The 23346-nt window shown below is 62.9% G+C and carries 16 protein-coding genes and 1 pseudogene; 2 read left to right on the plus strand and 15 right to left on the minus strand.

The genetic code is table 11. The features are described 5' to 3' along the window. Position 1: 1 nt before the first annotated feature. Positions 2 to 775: pseudogene (locus tag V5B59_RS08765) on the plus strand (aldehyde dehydrogenase family protein); the annotation flags it as partial. Positions 776 to 852: 77 nt separating this feature from the next. On the opposite strand, the gene V5B59_RS08770 reads toward V5B59_RS08765, so the two are convergent. The 5 genes from V5B59_RS08770 to tnpC all read right to left on the minus strand — a co-directional run bounded on the left by V5B59_RS08770 (position 853) and on the right by tnpC (position 7382). Beyond that, the gene (locus V5B59_RS08770) at positions 853 to 1368 is read right to left on the minus strand and encodes an ABC transporter substrate-binding protein (RefSeq protein ID WP_324600148.1); all 516 of its coding nucleotides are present in this window, start codon (positions 1366 to 1368) and stop codon (positions 853 to 855) included. Between the two features lie 28 nt (positions 1369 to 1396). Further along, the gene (locus tag V5B59_RS08775) at positions 1397 to 2269 is read right to left on the minus strand and encodes a TauD/TfdA dioxygenase family protein (RefSeq protein WP_332351809.1); all 873 of its coding nucleotides are present in this window, start codon (positions 2267 to 2269) and stop codon (positions 1397 to 1399) included. A 225-nt stretch (positions 2270 to 2494) separates the two neighbouring features. Next, on the minus strand, positions 2495 to 3367 hold the full coding sequence (locus V5B59_RS08780; protein ID WP_332351810.1) for an EAL domain-containing protein: 873 nt from the start codon (positions 3365 to 3367) through the stop codon (positions 2495 to 2497). A gap of 86 nt (positions 3368 to 3453) precedes the next feature. Further along, on the minus strand, positions 3454 to 5181 hold the full coding sequence (xsc, locus tag V5B59_RS08785) for a sulfoacetaldehyde acetyltransferase (protein ID WP_332351811.1): 1728 nt from the start codon (positions 5179 to 5181) through the stop codon (positions 3454 to 3456). Between the two features lie 605 nt (positions 5182 to 5786). Continuing rightward, the gene (gene tnpC / locus V5B59_RS08790; protein ID WP_332351632.1) at positions 5787 to 7382 is read right to left on the minus strand and encodes an IS66 family transposase; all 1596 of its coding nucleotides are present in this window, start codon (positions 7380 to 7382) and stop codon (positions 5787 to 5789) included. Positions 7383 to 7741: 359 nt separating this feature from the next. Here tnpC and V5B59_RS08795 point away from each other — a divergent pair, with 359 nt between their 5' ends. Then, complete coding sequence (locus V5B59_RS08795; RefSeq protein WP_324600152.1) at positions 7742 to 8596, plus strand: EAL domain-containing protein; 855 nt, start codon at positions 7742 to 7744, stop codon at positions 8594 to 8596. A 156-nt stretch (positions 8597 to 8752) separates the two neighbouring features. On the opposite strand, the gene V5B59_RS08800 is transcribed toward V5B59_RS08795, so the two are convergent. The 10 genes from V5B59_RS08800 to V5B59_RS08845 form a co-directional block, all read right to left on the minus strand. Continuing rightward, the gene (locus V5B59_RS08800; RefSeq protein WP_169069448.1) at positions 8753 to 9478 is read right to left on the minus strand and encodes an EAL domain-containing protein; all 726 of its coding nucleotides are present in this window, start codon (positions 9476 to 9478) and stop codon (positions 8753 to 8755) included. A gap of 116 nt (positions 9479 to 9594) precedes the next feature. Next, the gene (locus V5B59_RS08805) at positions 9595 to 9876 is read right to left on the minus strand and encodes a hypothetical protein (RefSeq protein ID WP_169069449.1); all 282 of its coding nucleotides are present in this window, start codon (positions 9874 to 9876) and stop codon (positions 9595 to 9597) included. Positions 9877 to 9925: 49 nt separating this feature from the next. Continuing rightward, the gene (gene fabI, locus V5B59_RS08810) at positions 9926 to 10759 is read right to left on the minus strand and encodes an enoyl-ACP reductase FabI (RefSeq protein ID WP_169069450.1); all 834 of its coding nucleotides are present in this window, start codon (positions 10757 to 10759) and stop codon (positions 9926 to 9928) included. A 41-nt stretch (positions 10760 to 10800) separates the two neighbouring features. After that, on the minus strand, positions 10801 to 11979 hold the full coding sequence (locus V5B59_RS08815) for an acetate/propionate family kinase (protein WP_169069451.1): 1179 nt from the start codon (positions 11977 to 11979) through the stop codon (positions 10801 to 10803). 5 nt (positions 11980 to 11984) lie between these two features. Beyond that, a complete protein-coding gene (locus V5B59_RS08820; protein ID WP_169069508.1) occupies positions 11985 to 13391 on the minus strand; it encodes a bifunctional enoyl-CoA hydratase/phosphate acetyltransferase in 1407 nt (468 codons plus the stop codon). 171 nt (positions 13392 to 13562) lie between these two features. After that, positions 13563 to 15479 carry a PHA/PHB synthase family protein gene (locus tag V5B59_RS08825; protein WP_256435953.1) on the minus strand — a complete coding sequence of 639 codons (1917 nt, stop codon included), beginning with the start codon at positions 15477 to 15479 and terminating at the stop codon, positions 13563 to 13565. Positions 15480 to 16011: 532 nt separating this feature from the next. Next, entirely contained in the window at positions 16012 to 17472 is a 1461-nt protein-coding gene (locus V5B59_RS08830) for a patatin-like phospholipase family protein (protein WP_169069452.1), read from the minus strand. 151 nt (positions 17473 to 17623) lie between these two features. Next, on the minus strand, positions 17624 to 20725 hold the full coding sequence (locus V5B59_RS08835) for an efflux RND transporter permease subunit (RefSeq protein WP_169069453.1): 3102 nt from the start codon (positions 20723 to 20725) through the stop codon (positions 17624 to 17626). Further along, positions 20722 to 21843 (minus strand): efflux RND transporter periplasmic adaptor subunit, encoded by a 1122-nt coding sequence (locus tag V5B59_RS08840; RefSeq protein ID WP_332351812.1) that lies wholly within the window; start codon positions 21841 to 21843, stop codon positions 20722 to 20724. Before V5B59_RS08840 ends, V5B59_RS08835 begins: the two co-directional genes overlap by 4 nt. Further along, on the minus strand, positions 21840 to 23342 hold the full coding sequence (locus tag V5B59_RS08845; RefSeq protein WP_169069454.1) for an efflux transporter outer membrane subunit: 1503 nt from the start codon (positions 23340 to 23342) through the stop codon (positions 21840 to 21842). Before V5B59_RS08845 ends, V5B59_RS08840 begins: the two co-directional genes overlap by 4 nt. Between the last annotated feature and the right edge of the window lie 4 nt (positions 23343 to 23346).

The raw sequence follows: 23346 nt of genomic DNA on the forward strand, positions 1-23346 counted from the left end.
CCAATCTCGACTCGAAATCCTCGCCTACGCCGAGACGGTGGATAACGGCAAGCCGATGCGCGAAACACTGAATGCCGACATCCCGCTCACCATTGACCACTTCCGCTATTTCGCCGGCTGCCTGCGCGCGCAGGAGGGCGGGATCAGCGAGATCGACGAGCACACCGTCGCCTACCACTTCCACGAACCACTCGGCGTCGTCGGCCAGATCATCCCGTGGAACTTCCCGATCCTGATGGCCGCCTGGAAGCTCGCCCCGGCCATCGGCGCCGGCAACTGCGTGGTGCTCAAACCGGCCGAGTCGACGCCGATCAGCATCCTGATCCTGGCCGGGCTGATCGCCGACCTGCTGCCGCCCGGCGTGCTCAATATCGTCAATGGCTACGGCCGTGAAGCCGGCCTGCCGCTCGCCACCAGCCGCCGCATCGCCAAGATCGCCTTTACCGGTTCGACCACCACCGGCCGAGTCATTGCCCAGGCCGCCGCCAACAACTTCATCCCGGCCACACTGGAACTCGGCGGCAAGTCGCCCAACATCTTTTACTACCTCGATCTCGGCAGGCAGGAAGGCGCCGAACTGCTGATCGGCGGTGAGCGTGCCCACCTGGGCGGTGACCTGGAGGACGGCTACTACGTCCAACCGACGCTGTTCAAGGGCCACAACAAGATGCGCATCTTCCAGGAGGAAATTTTCGGGCCGGTGCTCGCGGTGACCACTTTCAAGGACGAAGCGGAGGCGCTGGAAATCGCCAACGACACGCTATACGGTCTCGGTCGAACGACCGAAAATGGCATCGGCCCGCTTACGCGGGCCGATGCCATTGCAGCTATCGCACTCCTGCTGCCCTTTCTCTATTTCTTCTTCCCAGCCTGCCATGCCGCATCGGAAACTCGGACCTGCTTGGGCACTAGCTTCAATTCGTAGAAGGTGTCAGCAATCTTCTGTTGCTGCGCCAGAACTTCCTCGCTTACTGGTTTGACGCCGTAGCTGAGGCGCTGGGCAGCAAGTTCAACAATCGGCAGATCGATACCGATTTGCGGAGCGAGAAACCTTGCTACTTCCTTCGGATTGAGCCTACCCCACTGGTCGATCCGGTCGATCTCCTCGATCAGGACGTGCAGCACCTCCGGGTATCTTTCGGCGAACGAACGTGCCGCGAGATAAAACTGGTGATTGGCGACAACACCCCTGCCGTCGGCCAGCACGCGTGCACCCAATTGCTTCTCGCTCGCTGCCAGGAAGGGATCCCAGATCGACCAGGCATCGACACGGCCACTTTCGAAGGCTGCACGAGCGTCTGCCGGTGGCAGGTAGACTACCTCGATGTCGCCGAACTTGAGGCCGGCCCTTTCCAGCAGCTTGATCACAGAGGTGTGGAGGTGCAGTGACGCCTGATCAGAAAGCCTGCTCTTCGCCAAAGGTCACCCGGTGCAGCAGGCGGTGCTGGTCACCGTAGTCGCTGACCGCGTAGTGGACGGTGGCACGGTTGTCCCAGACGGCCAGGGTGTTCTTTTGCCAACGCAATCGCGCCTGGAATTCCGGGCGCTGGAAGCGTGCGAAGAGCAGCGTCAGCAGGGCGTCGCTTTCTTGGCGCGGAAGGCCCCTGATACGATCCGTGAAATTCGGGTTGACATAGACGAGCTTCCTGCCGGTCAGCGGATGCGTACGAACTACGGGGTGCACCACCGGCAGATGTTCGCTCCTCGCCTTCCGATAAAACGCTTCACCATCGGGCAGTGCGGCAAAATATTGCGGCCAGCCACTGTGCTCGAAGCTGTGAATCGCTTCCAGTTCTTCGAGATAGGCCTGCAGCGAACGCGGCAGCGAATCATAGACCGCAGTCGCACTGGCCCAGACGGTATCGCCACCAGACTCGGGAACAATATGGGAGTAGAGAACCGTACCCGTCGGCGGATTGGCGACAAAGGTGATATCGGCGTGCCACTGATCGGTGCCATAGCGAGTGACGCCTGGTCTGGTTTCGAGCACCTCGATAAATTTCTGTGTTTCATGCCGCGGGAAAAAGGCCTTGGCTTTGTCAGGATCGCCGAAGACGCGGGCGACGGCCACCTGCTCGGCCGGGCTCAGTCTCTGCTTGCGGAAGAAGAGAACCTGGAACTCGGCCAGTGCCTTGCGCAATTCGTCGCGCGCGCCGGCATTTTCGATCTCTGCAAGATTAAAGTCGTGCACCACCGCACCGAGGCTGGGAGTGTACGGTTCGATGAGCAGGTGTTTGTAGCCGGGAACGGGGTTTTCGGATTTGGCCATGGGAATACTCCTATAGGGACTGTGGAAGGATCGGAAAATGCCTGCCCGATAGAGTCTAGGGACCGGCCTGTCGTCGGCGAACCATTTATTTCTGCAATAAATATCAGAAGTCGCCGGGAAAGCTTATAGAACAAGGGTGAGAATCGGCCTGCCAGGCGCTGTTCTTCAACCGCTCACCTGATCAGTTCAAGGTCGAGTTCGTCCGAAGGCATGACCTACGAGTTGTCAATCAGGGAGGTATTCCGAATGCTCGCCAAGGACGGGCCAGCATGATTCATCACTTCTCCGATCGATTGGTGCCTGGAAGGACGGTCTTCCATAGAGGAATCCCTGTAGCAGGTCGGCTCCCGAATCGCGAGCCAGTTCGTCCTGCAAACATGTTTCGATGCCTTCGCAAACGACGTTAGCACCGAGCTCGTGAATGATGTCCACGATCTTCGGCAGGATGCGCCGTGCCCTTGAGTTTCTCGTCGCCTCGACGACCAGCGTGCGATCGATCTTGACGACGTCGGGGGTCAGCCGCCACAGCCGGTCGAAGTTGGAGTCCTGCGCGCCAAAGTCGTCGATGGCGACACGAAAACCACGCCGGCGGTACGCAAGGATCGCTTGTTCAAGCAACGCAAGGTTGTCGATATGCGATTCGATGACCTCCAGGACGACCTGCGTCGGGGTCAAGCCGCAATAACCAAGCAGCATCTCCATGGTGCGCCCGTGATCGCCTGATTCGACGCTCAGCACATGGCGGAAATCGACATTGAGAAACAGGTTGCCGCGTTGCTCACCCAGAAGAAAGAAGTTCACCGCGTGCACCATTCGGCAGAGGCGATCCAGGTGGACCACGGCCGCTGGTGTTTTGGGCAGTGCAAACGCCGCCGTTGGAGTGATGGCGACGTTCCTTGAGCTACGCGCGCGCAGCAGTGCCTCGTGGGCTGCCGTGTGTCCATCGAGTCGCGAAACGATCGGTTGAAAGACGCTGTACAAGCGCAGATCACCGAAGTGTCCGTAGGCGCCACCATCGTCAAACTGCAGAGCACACGGGCGAGTGTCGCGGAGCTCGTTCCACTGCTCGAAGTAGGACTGCAATTGCCTGATGTTCATGGGTGATGACTCTCACAAAGCACAAACTGCCTGCCCCTGTTTTCCTGACAAGGGACGGGCCCACGGCGGGCCAGGAAGGACTCATCTCAATTCCTGGCGCTGTACGCAGCGTACTTGGCCAACAGTCGCCGCGGGGGCTTGAAGGCGTCACGTCGGAAAGGGTCGCCGAGGGCCTGGGTCAGGCGAAGGTTGATCACCATCGGCTGGTTAGAGGCAATCGCCGCCAGCAGGGCATCACCGACCTGGTCCTCGTGCTCGACGGTGAGGCCCTGCGCGCCCATGGCGCGCGCAACCTCGGCAAAATCCGGGTTGTCCAGTTCGGTACCCAGAAAACGACTGTCGAAGTAATCGATCTGATTGCGCTTTTCGGCACCCCATTGGCCGTTGTCGAAAACCACCGCCACCACCGGAATTTTCTCGCGTACGGCCGTCATCACCTCGGCCAGGCTCATGCCCCAGGCGCCGTCGCCGACATAGGCGATGGAAGGGCGATCCGGCCGCCCGACCTTGGCTCCGAGTGCCGTCGGATACGCGTAGCCACAGTTGCCGAAGGCCATGGCGGCGAAGAAGGAATTGGCTTCCTCGAACTCGAGATAGCTGTTGGCGATAGAGCAGACGTTGCCTATGTCGGTAGCGACCATGGCGTTCGCCGGACGCGCCCTGGCCAGGGCCGTCAGCGCGCGCCTGGGATCGACGCGGCCGGTTTGATTGGCACCCGCCTGGCGTACCAGAGTCTCGGCCCAGGCCGCTTTTTCGGCGGCAATCATGGCAATCCGCTCCCCGTTCCGCGGTCGCTCGCCCTGCAGGCGGCGCAATTCTTCGGCAATCGCCGCCGCCGCCGCCCTGGCATCGCCATTGATGGCGATCTCGACCGGTTTGACCAGACCGAGAGCCCGCAGATCAATATCCACCTGGATGATCTTTGCGCCCTGCGGCCAGTAGTCGAGGCCGTACTGGGGCAGGGTGCCGAAGGGACCGAGGCGGGTGCCCAGGGCGAGCACCACATCCGCCCGGGCCAGCAGTTTCATCGCCGCCTGCGAACCCTGGTAGCCGAGTGGGCCGGCAGCCAGTTCATGGCTGCTGGGGAAGGTGTCGTTGTGCAGGTAGGAGTTGACGACCGCCGCAGAAAGATGCTGGGCCAGTCGTTGCAGTTCGCCAACGCCATCGGCGATGGCGACGCCGCCGCCGGCGATGATCACCGGGAAGCTGGCGTCGGCGAGCAGGCGCGCCGCGGTCGCGATGGCATCACGATCGCCGGCGCCGCGATTTACGGCAAAGGGTTGCGGAATCACCGTTTCGATCTCGCCGTAGAAGTGATCGCGGGGAATGTTCACCTGCGTCGGCCCGCGTTCATGCAGCGCGTAGTGGAAGGCACGCCCGGTCAGTTCGGCGATACGCTGCGGGCTATTGACCTGTGCCTGCCAGCGGGTGATTTTCGAGAAGATCGGCAACTGATCGGTTTCCTGAAAACCGCCGAGTCCTGCCGTCAGACTGCCGGCTTCAGGGGTGATTGCCACCACCGGCGAATGGGCCCAGTAGGCAGCAGCGATGGCGGTGACGAAATTGGTGACCCCCGGCCCGTTCTGGCCGATGCACACCCCGTGCCGACCAGTGGCACGGGCGTAGCCGTCGGCCATGTGCGCGGCGTTCTGTTCGTGGGCCACCGAGATGAAGCGGATTCCGGCCAAGGGAAACAGGTCGTGAGCATCCATGTACGCGGATCCGACGATCCCGAAAACGTCCCTGACTCCGTTGGCCACCAGTGTCTCGACAAATGCCTCGGACGGCGTCATACGTTCGGTCTTTGCTGCCATTGCGGTTTCTCCTGCTCAAAGGAAACCGATTGTAGGCAGCAGCAGGTGCGGGACAAACGAAGATTCCCTGCTTTGCTTATGCCCGAGTCGAGGCCCACGCAGGCTGCGCATCAAACCAGACCGCTGATGCCCAGCCCGGGCAAAGAAATAGGCCCCAAGGCACCCTCGGGGCCTTTTTGCGCATGCCCTGGCCCGACTCAGGCGTGGCTCACCTCCTGACGACCGAAAAGCCGGACAAGCTGGCTGATCGAATAGGCACCGTCACCGATCAGCCCTTGGACCACCGCGATGGCGACCAACAACAGCGGGAACTCCCAACCGCCGCCGGCATTGGAAGAGAAGACTCCCGTAGCCGCTGAGCTTGCTGCTGTCGACAAAGTAACTCATGGTTGACCTCCGAATGAACAAGGGAAGTCCAATTTAGCGCTTAGACCACCAACGGCAACGATCTTTGTCTTACTACCTTATTGGTTCGGTCGTGATTTGTTTATCCGCGACAGCGCTGTAGACAAGGTCCGCCAGCTCGTCACCAATGACGATTTGCGCACATGGGAGACTCTCCCTGATCGTAACCGTTTAGCCTCCCCGACGACCACTACCAAAAATCAGGCAGCAGCCGGTAGCAGGGGCGCTGCGTTGCCTTTACGCCGCTCGGCGACCACCTTGGCCAGGTAGGGCCAGGGCAAGATGTGGCGACGCCGGCAGGTGTCGATGACACTGGCCAACAGGGCAAAGGCACGGGTACCCTGCTCGGTACGGGTGCCTTGGCTGATGAGCCGGGCGATGACCCAGTGCCGCAAGGCCCGTTCGGCCTCGTTGTTGGTGAACGGCAGATAGGGATGGGCGACGACGATCCAGACCGCCTCCCAGTCGTAGAGAAATTCGCGCGCCAGCGCACGGGTTTTCTCATGAGCCGAATCCCGGTGCTCTTCGCATAGCCGACGGAAGGCGTCCAAGCGGTCGCGGAAGCGAGGCGTGAGATCGACCGGAGGGCCTTCACGTGCTTGGTAAATCGCAGTGATCAGGTCGCTGAGCAGGCCGTGGGTGGCCTCTCCAAAGGCCCGCGCCTCGGTGCTCAGGCTTTCTTTGAGTCCCTCGGCCTTGCGCAACAGGTGCGCCCAACAGCGCAGCCGCTTCTGGAATCGGCGATAGACGCAGTAGCCATCGCTCATCAGCCAGCCGACAAACCCCTCGCCTAGGACGTTCGCCAGAATCTCCTTGCTGCGGTAGCCAATGAAGTACAGGCAGATCGTCGGCGTGATGATCACCCACAGCCATAGTAACTGGCCCCATTCCTTCCACGGCGTTTCATCGGCATAGGCCAGCACTTCCTGCTGCAGTTCTTCCACCCACTGCGCTTCGATCGGCTCGACCGCCCGACCGGCTTCATGAATACACTGGTTGATCGTGCTGGTGGAGAGCGCGATGCCCAGCCAGTCCCGCAAAAATTCTTGCGTCCGCCGCCGCGACAGGTGCATACGGTGCGATAGGCACACCAGCAGGCTCACTAACAGCGGTCCGACGAGATGCCATTCGCTCAGTCCTACGGTCCACCCGGGTTCGGCGGGACAGCGGCCGGGTTCGCTGCGGTTGACATGCCCACAGTGGCCACAGCTTATCTCACCGTAGACATGCTTGTCGTGGCGTACCCGTAAGCCACGTAGCCCCGCACTCGGCTCGGCCTCGATATCCAGGACATACAAGCCGTTGCACGCGATGAACCCGGCCGGATCCAGCGCCTCATCGCAGCCCGCGCAGAATTCCGGCGCGTGGATCACGGTGTCGCTCACCGGCAAACTCACCTGCCGGCTATGGCCCGCTGCCCCCGGACGCCGACCGGCTTTCTTGGGCTTCCCGGCCGTCGCACTCAAAGGCTTCTTCCCCTCAGCCGGTGCCCCGACGCCGTTCGGCTCTGCATTCGCCGCCGCGTTCGCGGCGCTGCCGCTGCCCTGCGCTTCGGGATCAACCGCACCATCTGCCTCCCCGGCCGCTTCCGAATCCTCATCCCCAGAGTTTGTGCTGTGCCACGGAGGGTCACTGCGGGGTGGCCGAGAACTGGTCTGGGAGTTCGCCTTGAGCCGCTCCCGCGCCTCTTTCAAATCCCACAGCAACTTCACCAGCAAGCCATCTTTCTGCTTCGCCGGTAACGCCATCAGCTTCTGCTCATCCCACTGCTGAAGATCAAAGTCGCTCAGGTACACTCACTTGCCTCACGAACACGATTACCCGCTCACTGGTGAGATACCATAGCCAAACCATCCCTCGCTTGCAACCACTGCAGCATAGTTGGTATATGTCGTAGGGGGCTAAACGGTTACCCCTGATCTGTCAGAATAGGCCGTGCCCCAGCATTTGGAAACGATGTTTTATGTCTTTACTTATCACTCCGGCCCGATAAATAAATGATAAAGAAATTGTTTGTCGGGATGGCCGGTTGTCCTACAGTTTTTCATCCGATCTCCATCAATTACCCCGGAGGTAGCTGTCATGTGTATCTCGCTCCACGCCGACATTTCCCGCACCAGATCCTCTTGCCACATTATTTCCTGGAGTAAGACCGATGCCACTGACCGATCTCGTTCGTTATCTGAATAACCAGTACACCAAGCAGCTGCCTGCTGGACGTTTCGCTTCCAGGTTTCGAGTCTCGGGCGATGGAAGTGCGTTCGTCCATGTCGCCAATCTGGCCCTCGAATCAATTTTTCTTCCCATCACCGCCACCGCTTCCCAGGGCATTTTTGGACATGCGGCGGCCTTGCGCGTGTATGGCCTGAGTACGGGTAACCCGGTCAGCCCGGATGCTGTCTTCGTTCTTCCAGCGGATGACCAGGAATTCGTCTACGTCGATCGTCTGGTGCGAACTCTGCACACCCTCAACTACCTCACCCACCCGCTTCGCAGCACGCTTCTCCTCAAGGTGAACCGGCGCCACGTGATGAGCGTGCCGACCGACCATGGCCTCGCGTTCGAAGGGATTCTCCGCGCTTGCGGGCTTCCCCCCCAACAGATCATGCTCGAACTCGATGCCGACGGATTGAAAAACGTGGATCACTTCACGCGGGCTGTCGTCAGTTACCGGCAACGCGGCTACGGCATCACCCTCAGCGGTTTTGGACGAAGTTCCATTGATCTTTCCCTGGTGCGCGCGCTGCAACCTGACATCGTCAAGTTCGATCGCCTGCTTCTCGCATCGGCCCAACCTCTCGAAGATCTCATCGATCAGATTCACGAGCTGGGCGTCAAAGTGGCGATCGAGGTTCCGAATGACATTCAGTGGCAGTCGTTTATCGGGCAAACACGTGCAGATTTGATACAACCGCTGCTCCAGCCCATCGAACAGCGAGTGTCCGTTTCCGTTCGCCGCCAGCTTGGCACGAAAGTCGATCTCGTAGGGAAGGAATTCCGCTCTCTCTGAACGAACCTGTGGTCTTGTGGTTGTAGCGCAATGGAAAGTGCCCATCGAGCGATTCCGGCGTGCAAGCCGGAATGCGCCCTGTAAGGGAGGGAATCGGTCATGGCTTTCCTGATCGGGGGTTCCTGCAACAGCCGGACCCTTAGTCATTCACCACGCTCACGCCGCGTCCGGGAATGGCGTCCGGATGTCCGACAGGAACTGTCGCAGCCGCGGATGCTCGGGCCGGCCGAAGAATTCGCTCGGCGTTGCGCGTGCGAGGACCTTGCCCTCGTCCATGGCCAGGCCGACGCGATCGAGCAGCGTCAGCGCCTCGTCCCGCACTAGCCGCTCGGCTGTCACGTCCTTGGTCAGCAGCACGACCTGCGAGCGGTCGAGCTTCAGGACATCGATGGTGAGGCCGAGCATTTGCGCAATGCCGCTGTGCCCGGTGCCGACATCATCTACCGCGAGTCGGATCCCGACCTGCCGCGCGAGTTCGAGCGCGGCGCGCCCTTGCGCACTGAGCGCCTGCCGCTCCGTTATCTCGCAAACAAGACGGCCGAGATAGGGTTCCAGGGCAAATTCAGCGAGCATGACACGCATCGCCGGCTCGCCGAGCGCCGTTCTCGCGCCGAGTATCGCCGGCGGTACGTTCACGCCGACGTAAAAAGCGGGGTAGCGTTCGCACAGTGGCACCGCGTCGCGACTGATCATGCCTAGCAACCGCCGCATCAGGCGATCGAGCACCACTGGATCGCTTTCGATCTGCTCGATGACCGGGTCGATCGAACCCGCATTGCCGTCGCCGTCGACGGTCCGCAACAACGCTTCGAAACCCGCAATAGCGCCGGTATCGAGATCGATAATCGGCTGGTAGTGCACCGTCGCGCGCTCCAGCACCATCAGGAGATCCTGGTTCATTAGTCCAGCTCTGCAATCACCCACTCGCGCTGCTGCGGTGATGTATGGTGGGCAATAGGGGTCTGAGGCGCCCTACACGGCGGAGCGCGTGGCCAGGTTCACTCTCGAGTTCGGTATGCCAGCCTTGCGAGATACAGCGTCGCATGCACGATGTCATCCTCTTCACTTTCGGTCATAAACAGACCGCCGTGGCGCAATACGTTCAGCATGGGCGTGTTCTCAGCGAGCACATCTGCCTCGAACTGTACTTTCTTGTGAAAGAGGAACCGCAGGTAGATCGATCGGGGATCCAACCCTCGAAACGCCTTCACCAAGCGTTCCCTGTCGTCCGGGCGGGTCGCGCGAATCGTTACACCCGTTGTGTTACGGAGCTTGATCACTTCTCGCGACCGTTGAGAAGCACGGCGTTGCTGCGTGGCCCTTCTTCCCTCAGCCGACGATATGGTAACCGCCGTCGACATGAATGGTGTCGCCGGTAATGAGCTTCGCGAAATCCGAAGCGAGAAATGCCGTCGCCATGCCTACATCCTCGATTGTGACCAGCATGCGGCTGGGGGCGCGTTGCGCGGCAGTCTCCATCAACTCGTCGAAGCGATCGATTCCCGTTGCGGCGCGGGTCTGGATCGGGCCGGGTGATATCGGATGGACGCGAATTCCTTTCGGTCCCAGTTCGTCCGCCAGGTACCGTGCCGATGCCTCGAGCGCGGCCTTGACGGGCCCCATCACGTTGTAATGCTCGACCACCTTCTCCGCGCCGTAATAGCTCATGGTGAATAGTGCTCCACCGTCCTTCATCAGTGGCTCCGCCAGCTTAGCCATGCGGATGAACGAGTGGCAGGAGACATCCATCGCGGTCAGGAAACCGTCGCGCGAGCAATCGGTAACGCGGCCATGCAGATCCTCGCGCGGCGCGAAGGCGATGGAATGCAGGGCAATGTCGAGTTTCCCCCAGGTCTTGCCGATGGCCTCGAACACAGCCTCCAGTTGCCCCTCTACGCGCACGTCGCAGGGTAGATACAGGGCCGGACCGACACCGAGGTGATCGGCCAGCGGCTGTGTGTACTTCTGGGTCTTGTCGTTGAGATAGGTCATCGCGATATCCGCGCCGAAGGCACGGAAGGCGAGCGCGCAGCCATAGGCGATGGACTGATCGTTGGCGATGCCGACGATCAAGGCCTTCTTGCCTTCAAGGGGGCCCGCAGAACCTTTGACATCCTCCTTGAGGTCTTCAAAAAACTGTTCAGTGGCAGTCAGTTGTGTCATCACTCATTCTCCTCAAAAATATTAACTCATGGAACCCAAGCCTATCCACGCGTCGCGAGCGTACGCTGCGTGTGGATGGCGATCATTCGCTCCTCATCGGTGGGGATGACCCAAGCCGACACGGAACTGTCCGCAGTGCTGATTCTCGGGCCACCTCTTGCATTCGCCTCCTCGTCCAGCCGTACCCCGAGCCACCGTGCACGCTGGCAGACCAGCTTGCGGATCTCCGGCGATTTCTCGCCGATGCCTGCAGTGAATACGATGGCATCCAATCCCTCGAGCACCGCGGCGAGCGCTCCAAGTTGCTTGGCGATGTGATAGGTGAAGAGCTCGATCGCCTCCCTGGCCCGGGGATCGTCATTGGTCAGAAGATCGCGCATGTCATTGCTGATGCCCGACACACCGAGCAAACCGGACTCGGTGTAGAGAAGCTTCTCGATCGCCTTGGCGTCCATACCCTGGGTTTGCATCAAATACAGCAGCACGCCGGGATCTATCGCTCCTGGGCGCGTTCCCATGGGAAGACCATCGAGCCCGCTGAATCCGAGCGTGCTCTCGATGCTCCGGCTATCGCGCAGCGCACACATGCTGGCGCCGCTCCCGAGATGGGCGACCACGACACGTGAGCCGGCAGGCACATACTCCGGCAGCCTCGTCGCGATGTATTCGTAGGACAAACCGTGGAAGCCATAGCGGCGGATGCCTTGCTCGAACATTCGGCGTGGCAGGGCGAACCACTGGGCCACGGGCAACAAGGTGTGGTGGAACGTGTTGTCGAAGCACGCGACCTGGGGCAGCGTCGGATGCTGCTCCGCCAGAGCGCGGATGGCGGCCAGGTTGTGCGGCAGATGCAGCGGAAAGAACGGAATCAGCCTGTCGAGCTCGGCCACGACCTGATCGGACAAGCGCGTCGGCGCCGTGTAGCTCGTGCCACCGAAGACCACCCGGTGGCCAGCCGCCGTCACCTTGATATTGGGCGCGTTCGCTTCGATCCACTGAATCACGTAATCCAGCGCCAGCGCATGACTGACCGGCCCCGACCACCTGTGCTCGGCAAGCCGTTCTCCGGCGGGACTGTCGCAGACGAAGCGAGCCACGGTGCGAAGCCCTTCGACCTGCCCCTTTCCCAGCAGCTCGAGTTCCGCTGACCCGGTCTGTGCATAGCCGGCAAACTTGATGCTGGAAGAGCCCGCATTAAAAACCAGGATGGCGTTTGTCATGGCATCTAGTCTCCGTCTTTCAGGCCAGCCATGCCCTTACGCCTCGCGTCGGCGAGCAGCGCTGCGACGGCGCACGAGGCCATGCGCGTTTGCACGCTATCGGCGCGGCTGGTCAGGATGATCGGTACGCGGGCACCTGCCACGATGCCGGCCGCTTCGGCATTGGCCATGAAGGTGAGTTGTTTGGCCAGCATGTTGCCGGCCTCGAGGTCCGGAACGACGAGGATGTCGGCCTTGCCGGCCACCGCTGAGACGATGCCTTTGGTGCGGGCGGCCCCCTCGTCCGCGGCGTTATCGAAGGCGAGCGGACCGTCTACGATCGCGCCCTTGATCTGGCCGCGATCGGCCATCTTGCACAGGGCTGCGGCATCGATCGTCGCCTGCATTGTCGGATTGACGGTCTCCACCGCCGCCAGGATGGCGACCTTCGGTTGCGCGATTCCCATGGCATGCGCAACATCGATGGCATTCCGGCAGATGTCGCGTTTCGCCATCAGATCCGGGGCGATGTTTATGGCGGCATCCGTGAGAATGAAGGGACGGGCGTAGGTCGGCACCGCCAGCAGGAAACAGTGACTGAGCCGTCGCTCCGTGCGAATCCCCGTGTCGCGCATGAGCACCTCGTGCAACAGCTCGTCGGTGTGCAGGCTTCCTTTCATCAACAGCTCAGCCTCTCCGGACCTGACCATGGCAACCGCCCTCTCCGCGGCCTGGTGACTGTGCTGCACGGGGACGAGGGTGTAGGCGGAGATGTCGAGACCCGCCTTCTCGGCGATCGAGTGGATCTTCGCGGGTGGCCCGATGAGAATCGGATTGATGAGGCCACGCTCGGCGGCCTGTATCGGCCCCACCAGGGCATCGTCACTGCACGGATGAACCACCGCCGTATTGACGGGCGCTATGCCCTCGCAGCGCCTCAGGAGTTCAAGGAAGCGATCCTCCCGGCGAACTTGAACAGAAGGCAACTCGCGGAGCGGTTCCCTGATCTTTAGCCTGGGCGCGACCACCTCGACGGTGCCCTGGACATAATCGGTACCTCGATCATCGACGCAGCGACACTGCAGTGTCACCGTGCCCTGCGCCGCGTCCTTCGAAGTCACCGTGGCCGTCGCGGTTACCGAGGTTCCGAATGCCAGCGGCCGTTCGCACAAGCTTAGATTCACCGAACGGATCACCGAGCCGACACCGGGTAGTTCGTTGCCGACAATCGTTCCGAACAAGCCCGCGACCCACATGCTGTTGCCGGTAGCTTCACTGCCCGGGCCTTGTCGGGTCGCCACGTCGAATGCCCGCATCAGGTTCCTGTCTCCGGTCACGGCCGCCCACGTTTCAAGGTTCTCTGCCTGCAGCGCCCAGGTCAGGCTCGCCGCGTCTCCGACGTTGATCTCATCGAAGGTTCTGTTCTCCAGCATTTCAGTCACGACCGTCACTCCTTCTCATCGCAGTTCATCATGGGCTACCGTGGTTCCGGCGCCGGGACGGCCGTACGCTATACGACGGAGCGTAGATTCGGCACGTCTCGGCGAGGGCTTCAGCGCGTCGGCCTTTTCCGATGCCGTTGCCCATCTCCCCAGGCAGTTCTGTCACTTCTGGTACACGTAGGTCCCGGGCGCGTCGCATAACGGCTCATAGCCCTTGTCCGGGGCGCCCATGAGCGGCGGCGTAACGCCGCCGCTCGAATGCTGCGTCAGCCACTGGTCCCAGGCTGGCCACCACGAGCCTTGCGTGACCGGCGTCTGCGCCTTCCAGGTCTCGGCATCGAGGCAGCGTTCGCCTTCCTTGCAGGTGGCCATCTGAAACTTGCGGCGCGGGCGGCCTGGCTCGTTGACGATGCCGACGTTATGGCCGCCGCTGGTGAGCACGAAGGTGAGTTCGGTCGCGTCGCTCTGCAGGTGCAGCTTGTACACCGAATGCCAGGGGGCGACATGGTCGGCCACTGCGGCGACGGCAAAAATCGGGCAGTGGATGTTGCTGATCGAGATGGCGCGCCCGCCGACCATGTACTTGCCCTCGAACAATTCGTTATCGACGTAGAGTCGGCGCAGAACCTCGGAGTGCTGGCGGTAGGGCATGCGTGTGCCGTCCGCGTTCCACGCCATTAGGTCGAACATCGGTTCACGATTTCCCAGGTAGTACTCGCGTACCATCTTCGACCAGATCAGGTCGGCAGACTTGAGCAACTGAAAACCGCCGGAGATCTGCTTGTGATCGAGATAGCCCTTCTGCCACATTATGTCCTCGAGCATGGTGACCTCGCCGGCGTCCATGAAGACATTGATTTCGCCGACCTCGGTGAAGTCGGTCATGGTGGTGAACAGGGTGACGCTGGCCAGACGGTCGTCACCGTCGCGCGCCATGACGGCCGCGGCGATGGTCAGCAGAATGCCGCCCAGGCAGTAACCGACGGCGTGGATCTTGCGGTCCGGCAGAATGTCGGAAATGGCATCGATCGCCGCCATGGTGCCAAGCTTGCGGTAATCCTCCAGGCCCAGATCGCGGTCCTCGGGCCCAGGGTTGAGCCACGAAATCATGAACACCGTATGGCCGCGATCGACGAGGTATTTGACCAGTGAGTTGTGCGGCGACAGGTCCAGGATGTAGTACTTCATCATCCACGCCGACTGCATCAGCACCGGTTCGTGCTGAACGCTCGCCGTGGTGGGCGTGTACTGGATCAGCTCCATCAGGCGGTTGCGGTAGACGACCTTGCCGGGAGTGACGGCGAGATTCTTGCCGACTTGGAATGTCTCGGTGCCGGCCGGCGGCTCGCCGCGGATACCTCGCCGCAAGTCCTCGGCGAAGTTCTGCGCGCCGCGCAGCAGGTTGGCGCCTCCCTCGGCGAGGGTGGTTTGCACGATTTCGGGATTGAAGAACGGAATGTTTGAGGGCGAGAACATGTCGAGCACTTGGCGCGTGATGAACGAGACCGCCTCTTCGTTGTGTTTGGAAACTCCGCGGACGCCGGTCGTGGCGTTGTGCCACCACTGCTGATCCAGAAGGAAGGCCTGATAGATGACGTTGTACGGAAAGCGCTGCCAGGCCTCATGCTCGAATCGATGGTCTTGCGCCAGTGGCTCGATGCAAGGCGCGGCGCCGGGGTCGGCCGCACACGTCGCGGCGTAGCGCCCCAGACGCAGCGCCTTCCGCACGGCTTTCTGGCCGAGCTCGAACTGCTTGCCGGGGGAACTGGCCAGATGCGCCATCCAGCCGAAAAGGTCCATCGCGACGGAGGTAGGCGAGATGCCACCGGTGGCGTGGGCGATAGCGGCGTTGGTCATGCGATCCGCGCTTTCCAGCCATTCGGACTCGTACAGGGCGCGGTCGCCGATGCGCCGACCGGGTCGGGCGCCGAGCGCGCCTGCCTGACGCGATGCGGCGGCTGGCTCAAGCGCCTCTTGGCTCGGTGAAGGCGCGCTCGGCCCATTTGATGCGCTTGGCGTAATCGCTCTTCGATCATCGGTCGGGGTGGTCAAGGATGTTGGATTTGAGGTTGCGTTCATGGTCGTTTCTCCATTCAAATGAACTCTTGTGATGCTGAGGGTAGCGTACTCACATCCAATCACCGAGTGGTCAGCGAAACGTCTGCGATACGTGGGAACTCGGTGGCGAATGCCCGTGCCGATGCCACAGACGAGACGCTCGGCACGCATGGCGTGCCGGCACCGCTGCCATCGCCGCGTCCGGGCCCCTGCCGGCGAGCCAAATCGGGACGCAATGCCGACACTCTGCTTATGACTTCGACCAGCGCGGCGTTTAGCATGCTTTCGATGGCGCCGAGGCACTACCCCCTGCGAACACGCAGTGAGCTTGCGCGCCCGAACGTATACAGCCCGGACGGCCGCCGCGAAACGGCCAGTTTTGCATGACTACGGAGTCCGGTGGTGCTCACCCTCGCAAGGGAACTGTGGGAGCAGCGTGTTCGCGATCTCGCTGTGGCCGATGTCACCGACTCCAACTCCCAAGTGAGCCAGAGCGCGTGACAACGATGCCTCGATGCATCAGTGGGGTGGCGGGTCGGAGGAACCAGTGCAGCTAGTCCACGGGCACCCGCGCGGGCGCGACCTCCATCTGCGCGGCGCCCGCCGATGTCGGCCCACTACCGACCATGCGCGCGATGTCCTGCTTCATCAGCTCCCGAATGGCGGGCGATTCGAGGATTGCCGTCCTCGCCGCGGCCCGAAGCCGATCAACGGCTTCGCTTCGCAGAACGAGCGAAGTGGGCAAACGGTGCAGATAATCGCGCTCCGCCGAGTCCTTCAGGACGGCGAATGACACGTCGATCACGTGGATGTTGATGTCCGGCGCCCGCAGGATGAAATCGAGCTTCGGATTTCCCTCCGCTATCGGCTTCATGTCCGTGCGCACCACCCGTAATACCTGCCACCCGGCCTGCATATCCTTCAACGTCTCGACGGTGTCATACGAGTAGCGATCGATCGGTGCGCCAGCGGTCTGAATGAGCAGCTCGACCATGCCGGGTGGGTTTTCGTGCAAGCTCCAGTCGTTGGGAGGAGTTGCCAGCGAGTTGACAACGAAAACGAAGACCTCGCGCAAGCGATCAAACGGCGTCGGCATGCCTAATGCGTGGAGCGAGGCGAACGTCGATAGGACATCCAGGACACCCCGAGAACCGATATTGTCGGAGATACCGCCGTCCACAAGATGAAGGTAGGGTCGCCTCGACTGGTCGCTGTAGGCTCGCAATTCATTCAAGTGTTTGATCGAGCGTACGGCGGGTCGCGGAGGATCGGGATTGTCGAGCAATAGCCTGGTCCACGCAGGGGGACGGTAATCGCAGGTCCCGCCGTGGTTATCGATGGTGATGGCCGACAGGACCACCGGAACGGCGGAGGAAGCCGCGGCCGCGCGGGCGAGGCGGAAACCTCCCAAGTCCGTGCACAACATATCGAATGTCGGTTTGTTGAAGTCGATGCGTGTGCCCTCAGACAGGTCAGTGGCGCTCACGACAATTTGCGGACCGTCACGCTTCAGGTCGGCGTAGGTCGCGCCGTTGAACAACACTTCGTCGTAGAGATCCGCGGCCAGCTCCGATCGGCCCCACCCCGTTGAAACAAGTGCGCCCCAGTTAAAAGGATTCAGCACGCGGGCGATCAGCTGGCCCTGCACGTCCCGCCTGAGAAACCGCCTCTCGTAATCGTCGAAGAGCTTGTCGCCGTAGAGCCCGTAGGCAAGCGCAGTGAAGCTTCCGCCCGATACGCCGGTAATCACCTCGACTTCGTCGAGAGCCCGGACCTTGCGGCCGCTCGGGGTGGTGATCTCGATGTCGCGCAGGGTCTCCAGCACGCCGTAGGAGAATGCAGCCGCACGCATGCCTCCGCCCGAAAAAGCAAGCAAGACGAAATGCCGGCGATCCTCCTGGTTCTCCGAAGGCCGCTGGAACGTGTACATCGTCGCAGGATCGAAGTGCTCGATCCGCGGATTGACCGGACGCGTGGCGCAGCCCGCGAGGCCGAAGGTAATCAGCAGCGCCACGAGTACGAAGGAAGGGCCCCGCAGGCGATCCTTGGCCGGTCGAAGGCTCGGCCGCGCTGCCCGGCGAGCAGCGCGCGCCGCAGGAATACCGAGTCGCGACCGAGGATCAGCCGCAGGCGATCCTCGGGCTCCACAATCGTTCATCGGTGCCTCATGCCGGGGTGGCGGCCGCCGACGGCATCGGAGGATTCGGAACAGAAGCCCGCTCGACCCTGAACCACGCCGCGTAAAGCGCCGGCACGAACAAGATCGTCAGGATCGTGGCGACGATGAGGCCACCCATCATCGCGATGGCCATCGGGCCCCAGAAGATGCTCGGCGTGAGGGGAATCATGGCCAGTGCGGTGGCCATGGCCGCGAGCGCGACCGGGCGGGTCCGATGCACGGCGGCTTCCAGCACGGCGTTCCAGGGATCGCGGCCCTCGGCCATCTCCGCTTGCACCTGGTCGACCAGGATCACGGAGTTGCGCATGATCATTCCGCTCAAGGCGGTGATGCCGAGGATCGCGACGAAGCCGAGCGGCGCCTGGAACAGCAGCAGCGCGGCGACCACCCCGATCAGTCCGAGTGGCGCCGTCAGCAACACCATGAACATGAGGGAGAAGCTCTGAAGCTGCAGCATCAGGATGGTGAGGATCGTGACCAGCATCACCGGGGCCACGGCCGCCAGCGCGCGGTTGGCCTTGTCGCTTTCCTCGACCGCACCGCCGACATCGATGCGATAGCCGAACGGCAGCTTCGCTTCGATGTCCTTCAGCAGCGGCCGGATCTCCTGAGTCACCGACACGCCCTGCTCGCCATCCTTGACGTCCGCGCGCACGGTGATCGCCATGTCGCGGTTGCGCCGCCACAGGACTGGCTCTTCGAGCTCGTAGCGCACGCGCGCGACTTGCGACAGCGGCACGACAGTCCCCTCACGGGTATAGAGATTGACGTCTTTCAGCGTGTCGACGTCGAGACGCTCGGACGGAACCGCACGGGCGACGATGTCGATCAAGTCTTCGTGCTCGCGCAGGTGCGACATCGTTGCGCCGTTCATTACGGTCTGGGTCACGAAGGCGACGTCGGCCGGCGCCAGGCCGAGCGCACGCGCCTTGTCCTGGTCGAGGTCGACTCTCAGCGCGCGCACCGGATCGTTCCAGTCGAGCTGCACATCGCGCACCTTGGGACTCGAAGCGACCGCCGCTTCGACCTCACGCGCGATCGAACGAACCTTCTGCGTATCCGGACCGACGACACGGAACTGGACCGGGAAGCCGACCGGCGGGCCGAGCTCAAGGCGCGTGACGCGGACCCAAACCTCAGGGAACGCCTCGTTGACGCTCGCCATCAGGCGCGAGCGCACCCGCTCTCGGGCTTCCGTGTCCTTGGTCATCACCACGAAGGCTGCGTAGCCCGGGTTCGGCAGCTCCGGGTCGAGCGAGAGATAGAAGCGCGGCTGACCGGCGCCCGTGTAGGCGCTGAAGAAGCGGACGTCTTCATCCTTGGCGAGGATCGACTCCATTTTCTTGACCTGCTCGGTCGTCGCGGCGAACGAAGCGCCTTCCTTCAGGCGCAGCTCGACGACCAGTTCCGGCCGCGAGCTGTTGGGGAAGAATTGCTGCGGCACGAAGCGTGCGCCGTAGACGGCGAGCGCGAGGGCGGCGACGGTCGCGCCGATGACCCACCAGCGCCGCTCGACGGCGACGTCGATCCACCTGCGTAGCTTGCGATAAGAGGGCGTGTCGTACGGGTCAGCGCCGTGGTGATGCGTGCCGAAGTCCTTGGGCAGCATGTTGACGGCGAGGTAGGGCGTGATAATCCCGGAAACGACCCACGAGAACAGCACCGCAATGCCGACGATCCAGAAGATGCCGCCCGCGTATTCGCCGGTGGTCGACTGGGAGAAGCCGACCGGCATGAAGGCCGCGGTGGTGACCAGCGCGCCGGTCAGCCGGGGCATAGCCGTCGCCTTGTAGGAGAAGGCGGCGGCCTTGAGGCGATCCCACCCTTCCTCCATCTTCACCACCATCATCTCGACGGCGATGATGCCGTCGTCGACCAGCAGGCCGAGCGCGATGATGAGCGAGCCGAGCGAGATGCGCTCCAGGTTCCAGCCCATCGCCAGCATCACCAGCGCGACCACGCCGACCACGCCGAGCACGATCGGCACCGCCAGGCCGACCACGATGCCGGTGCGCCAGCCGAGGCTGACCAGGCAGACCGCCAGCACGATGGCGAGCGCTTCCAGCAGCGCGCGTTCGAATTCCCAGATGGAATCGGTGACGACGGTCGGCTGATCGGCAATGCGCTCGAGCTCGATGCCGTAGGGCAGTTCGGTCTGCAGCTTGGCGACCGCGCCCGCGATCGCCTTGCCGAGGTCGACGATGTTGCCGTCGCCGGTCATCGTGATGCCGAGCATCAGGACCTGCTGCCCGTTGTGGCGCACCGTGTAGGTCGGCGGATCTTCGTAGCCGCGAGTGATCGTCGTGAAATCGCCGAGCTTGATCAGCCGGCCGCCGGCGGCGATCGGCACGTTGCGGATATCGTCCAGATTGGCGAACTGCCCGCTGACGCGAACGAGCACCCGGTCGCCGTTGGTGTCGATCGAGCCGCTCGAGAGCACGCTGTTCTGGCTCCTGAGGCTCTCCGCGATGGCCAGCGGCGTGATGCCGAGGGCGGCCAGCCGCTGGTGCGAGAACTCGACGTAGACCTTTTTCGCCTGCTTGCCGTAGATGTCGATCTTCTTCACCATCGGCACCTTCAGCAGGCGGCGTTTGATGTCCTCGGATACGTCGGAAAGCTCCGCTAAGCTGACGCCGTCGCCCTTGACGGCATACAGCAGCCCGGTCACGTCGCCGAATTCGTCGTTGAAGAACGGGCCGATGACGCCTTCGGGCAGCTCGAGCTTGATGTCGCTGAACTTCTTGCGCGCCTGGTACCACGCCTCCTGCTGTTCCGCGGGCGAGGTGCCGCCGACCACCGTGATCAGCATGGCGCCGTAGCCCTGGCGTGCGTAGGTCTTGACCTTCTCGAAGTGGTCGAGCTGCTCGAACTTCTTCTCCATCCGGTTGAGCAGCTCGTCCTGGACCTGCTGTGCCGTCGCGCCGGGCCAGATCACCATCGCCGTCATCGACGGCACCGAAAAGTTCGGGTCTTCGAGCTGGCCGAGCTTGGTGAAGGACAGCACGCCGCCGATGGCGATCACCAGGATCAAGAAGAGCACCACGGCGCGGTGGTGCAGAGCCCATTCGGTAAGGTTGAAGGATTTCATCGCACGGCCCGCTTGGCGTCAGCTTCGCCGCGCGTCGTGCCCAGCAGCGCGACCCGCAAGGCCGGCGCCATCTTTTGCACGCCGGCGGTGACAACGAGCTCACCGGCCGGCGGGCCCGACACGAGCGCCTCCTCGTTGCGATACCCGTGCACCGAGACGTTGATCAGATCGACGGTGGCGACCGGATCGGTACCCGCACGACGAACGACCCAGACCGCTGGCTGGCCTTTGTTCTGGGTGATCGCCGAGGCCGGGATTACGGCTACCGGCGCTTCGCCGACCTGCCGTTCGACGACGAGCGTGGCGGTTGCACCCAGCGGCAGCGGCCGCGGCGTGACCGGCTTCAGGCGGGCGCGAAAGGTTCGCGTTTGCGCCGCTGCCTGCGGCGACAGTTCGCGCAGCGCGACCTCGAACGTTTGCTCGGGCGCGCTTGCCAGCCACGCCTGGTAACGCGACGTCTTGAATACGGCGAGGTGATCCTCGGGCACGTCGGCCACGATCTCGGGTTCGCCTTCGTTGGCGATCGAGACGATCGGTTGCCCTTCGGCCACCACCTGTCCGACCTCGAAGCGCACGGCGGTGACGACACCGCTCTGCGACGCGCGCAGCACCGTGTACCTCAGCCGGTTGCGGGCCAGCTCGAGCTTCCTCGCCTCGGCCTCCGCCGCGGCGGAAGTCGTCGTCGCACCGGTCTGCGCCTTCTCGTCGTCGGACACGCTCACCGAACCGTCGCTCTTCAACGCGTCGAGCCGCCGCCGATCCGATTCCGCTTGCCGCGCCTGCGTCGTGACGGCGACGAGCTGCTGCCGCGCCGCACCCTCCGCCAGCCGGTAATCGGTGTCGTCGAGCACCGCCAGCACATCCCCCTCGCGCACTTTCTGGCCGACATCGACCTTGCGCTGCACGACCTTGCCGCCAACGCGAAATGCCTCGTTGACTTCGTGGCGCGACTGCACCGTGCCGACGTAGCGGTTCGTTTCCTGCGTCTTGTCGTAGCGGATCTCGGCGGTGCGCACGGCGCGCAGGGCTTCAGCGGGGGGCTTCGATGTACACGCGGACAGGCCGGCGACGGCGATCACCGCGACGACGACTAATGCGGGGGTGGGAGACGGATTCACGACGGATCCTCGTATTGAGCGACGGAGTTTGATGATGTAGGCGAATTCGGGTTGGCGGCTGCCGCGGGGTCGGTGACAGGCTCGAACGCCTGCCAGCCACCGCCGAGCGCCTTGTACAGTTGCACGCTGTCGAGCAGCAACTGCGTGTTGGCGTCGTTGGCTCCGACGCGCACCGCCAATCGCGCGCGTTGCGCGTCGAGGAGTGGCAAGAGGTCGATCTGGCCGCGGTCGTACAGCGATTGCGCACGACCGAGCGCCGCGTCGGCCGATGCCGCAGCGCTGTTGAGCGCCTGCGCGCGTTGCCTTTCATCGGCGAGCGCCACCAGCGTGTTCTCGACGTCTTCCAAGGCGCGCGCGATCGCGTCCTCGTAGCGCAGGACGGCTTCGCGTTGTCCACTCTCGGCGATGTCGTTGATCGCTGGCGTGCGTCCGGCGTTGAAGATCGGCATCGCCAACATCGCCGCGACGTTGGTGAAGCGCGCCGGGCCAAGACTGTCGCCATTGAGATTGATGGTCTCGCGACCAAACACGGCGCCGAGAACAAGCCGCGGAAACCACTCCGCCATCGCCTGCTGCCGGCGCGCGTTGGCGGCGTCGATCTGCGCGCTCGCAGCGAGCAGGTCCGGCCTGCGTTGCAGCAGCGCGGCGGGTTGGCCGGGACGCGCCGGCGGAACGGTGGCTTCGACGGTCGACGGCTTGATGCTCGCGGCATTGAACGCCTGACCGCCAATGAGCACGGCGAGGCGATGCCGCGAGACGGCGGCAAGTGTTTCCAGCGGCGGGATGGCTGCGCGTGCCCGCCAGGCTTCCGTCTGCGCGCGTTCGACGTCGAACGGCGTCGCGAGACCGACCCGATGGCGCGCCGCTACGAGGCGCAACGTTTCGTCTTGCGCGGCCGATATTGCACGCACCGTTTCGAGCTGGCGCAACGCGCCGGTGAGCTTGAAGTAATTGCTGGCGACGTCACTCAACACCAACAGACGCACGCCTCGCGCGCCGTTTTCGACGGCCAGCGTGTCGGCCGCGGCCGCAGCGGCACCCGCGCGCAGGCGACCGAAAAGGTCGACTTCCCACGTCACGCCGACGCCGATCTGCGCCGCCTTCGTATTCGCCGCTTCCGGAACGACGCTCTTGAGAGCCGAGTCGTAGTTCGTTTTGTGATCGAAGGCATCGCCGCCGACGCCAACGGCCGGAAACAGCCACGAACGGCTGATCGTCTCTCCGGCGCGCGCGGCGCGTAGCCGCTCGGCCGAGATCTTGACGTCGCGGTTTTGCTGTGCGGCGCGGCGGATGAGGTCGGCAAGAACGGGATCCTTGAAGCTTTCCCACCACGCCACCTCGGGCTCGTCTGCGGCGACCGTCGCTGCCGCGAATTGGTCCGGCACATCGAGCGAGGCCTTCAGCACGGGTGCGGCACACCCCGCCAGGGCGAGGGCGAGCGACGCGGCGAGTACACGCAAATGGCGGAATGGGATACTGGGGTTGGCTGGGTTCGACATGGCA

Origin of the sequence: Candidatus Accumulibacter contiguus (genome assembly GCF_036625285.1) — a bacterium.
Classification (GTDB): domain Bacteria; phylum Pseudomonadota; class Gammaproteobacteria; order Burkholderiales; family Rhodocyclaceae; genus Accumulibacter; species Accumulibacter contiguus.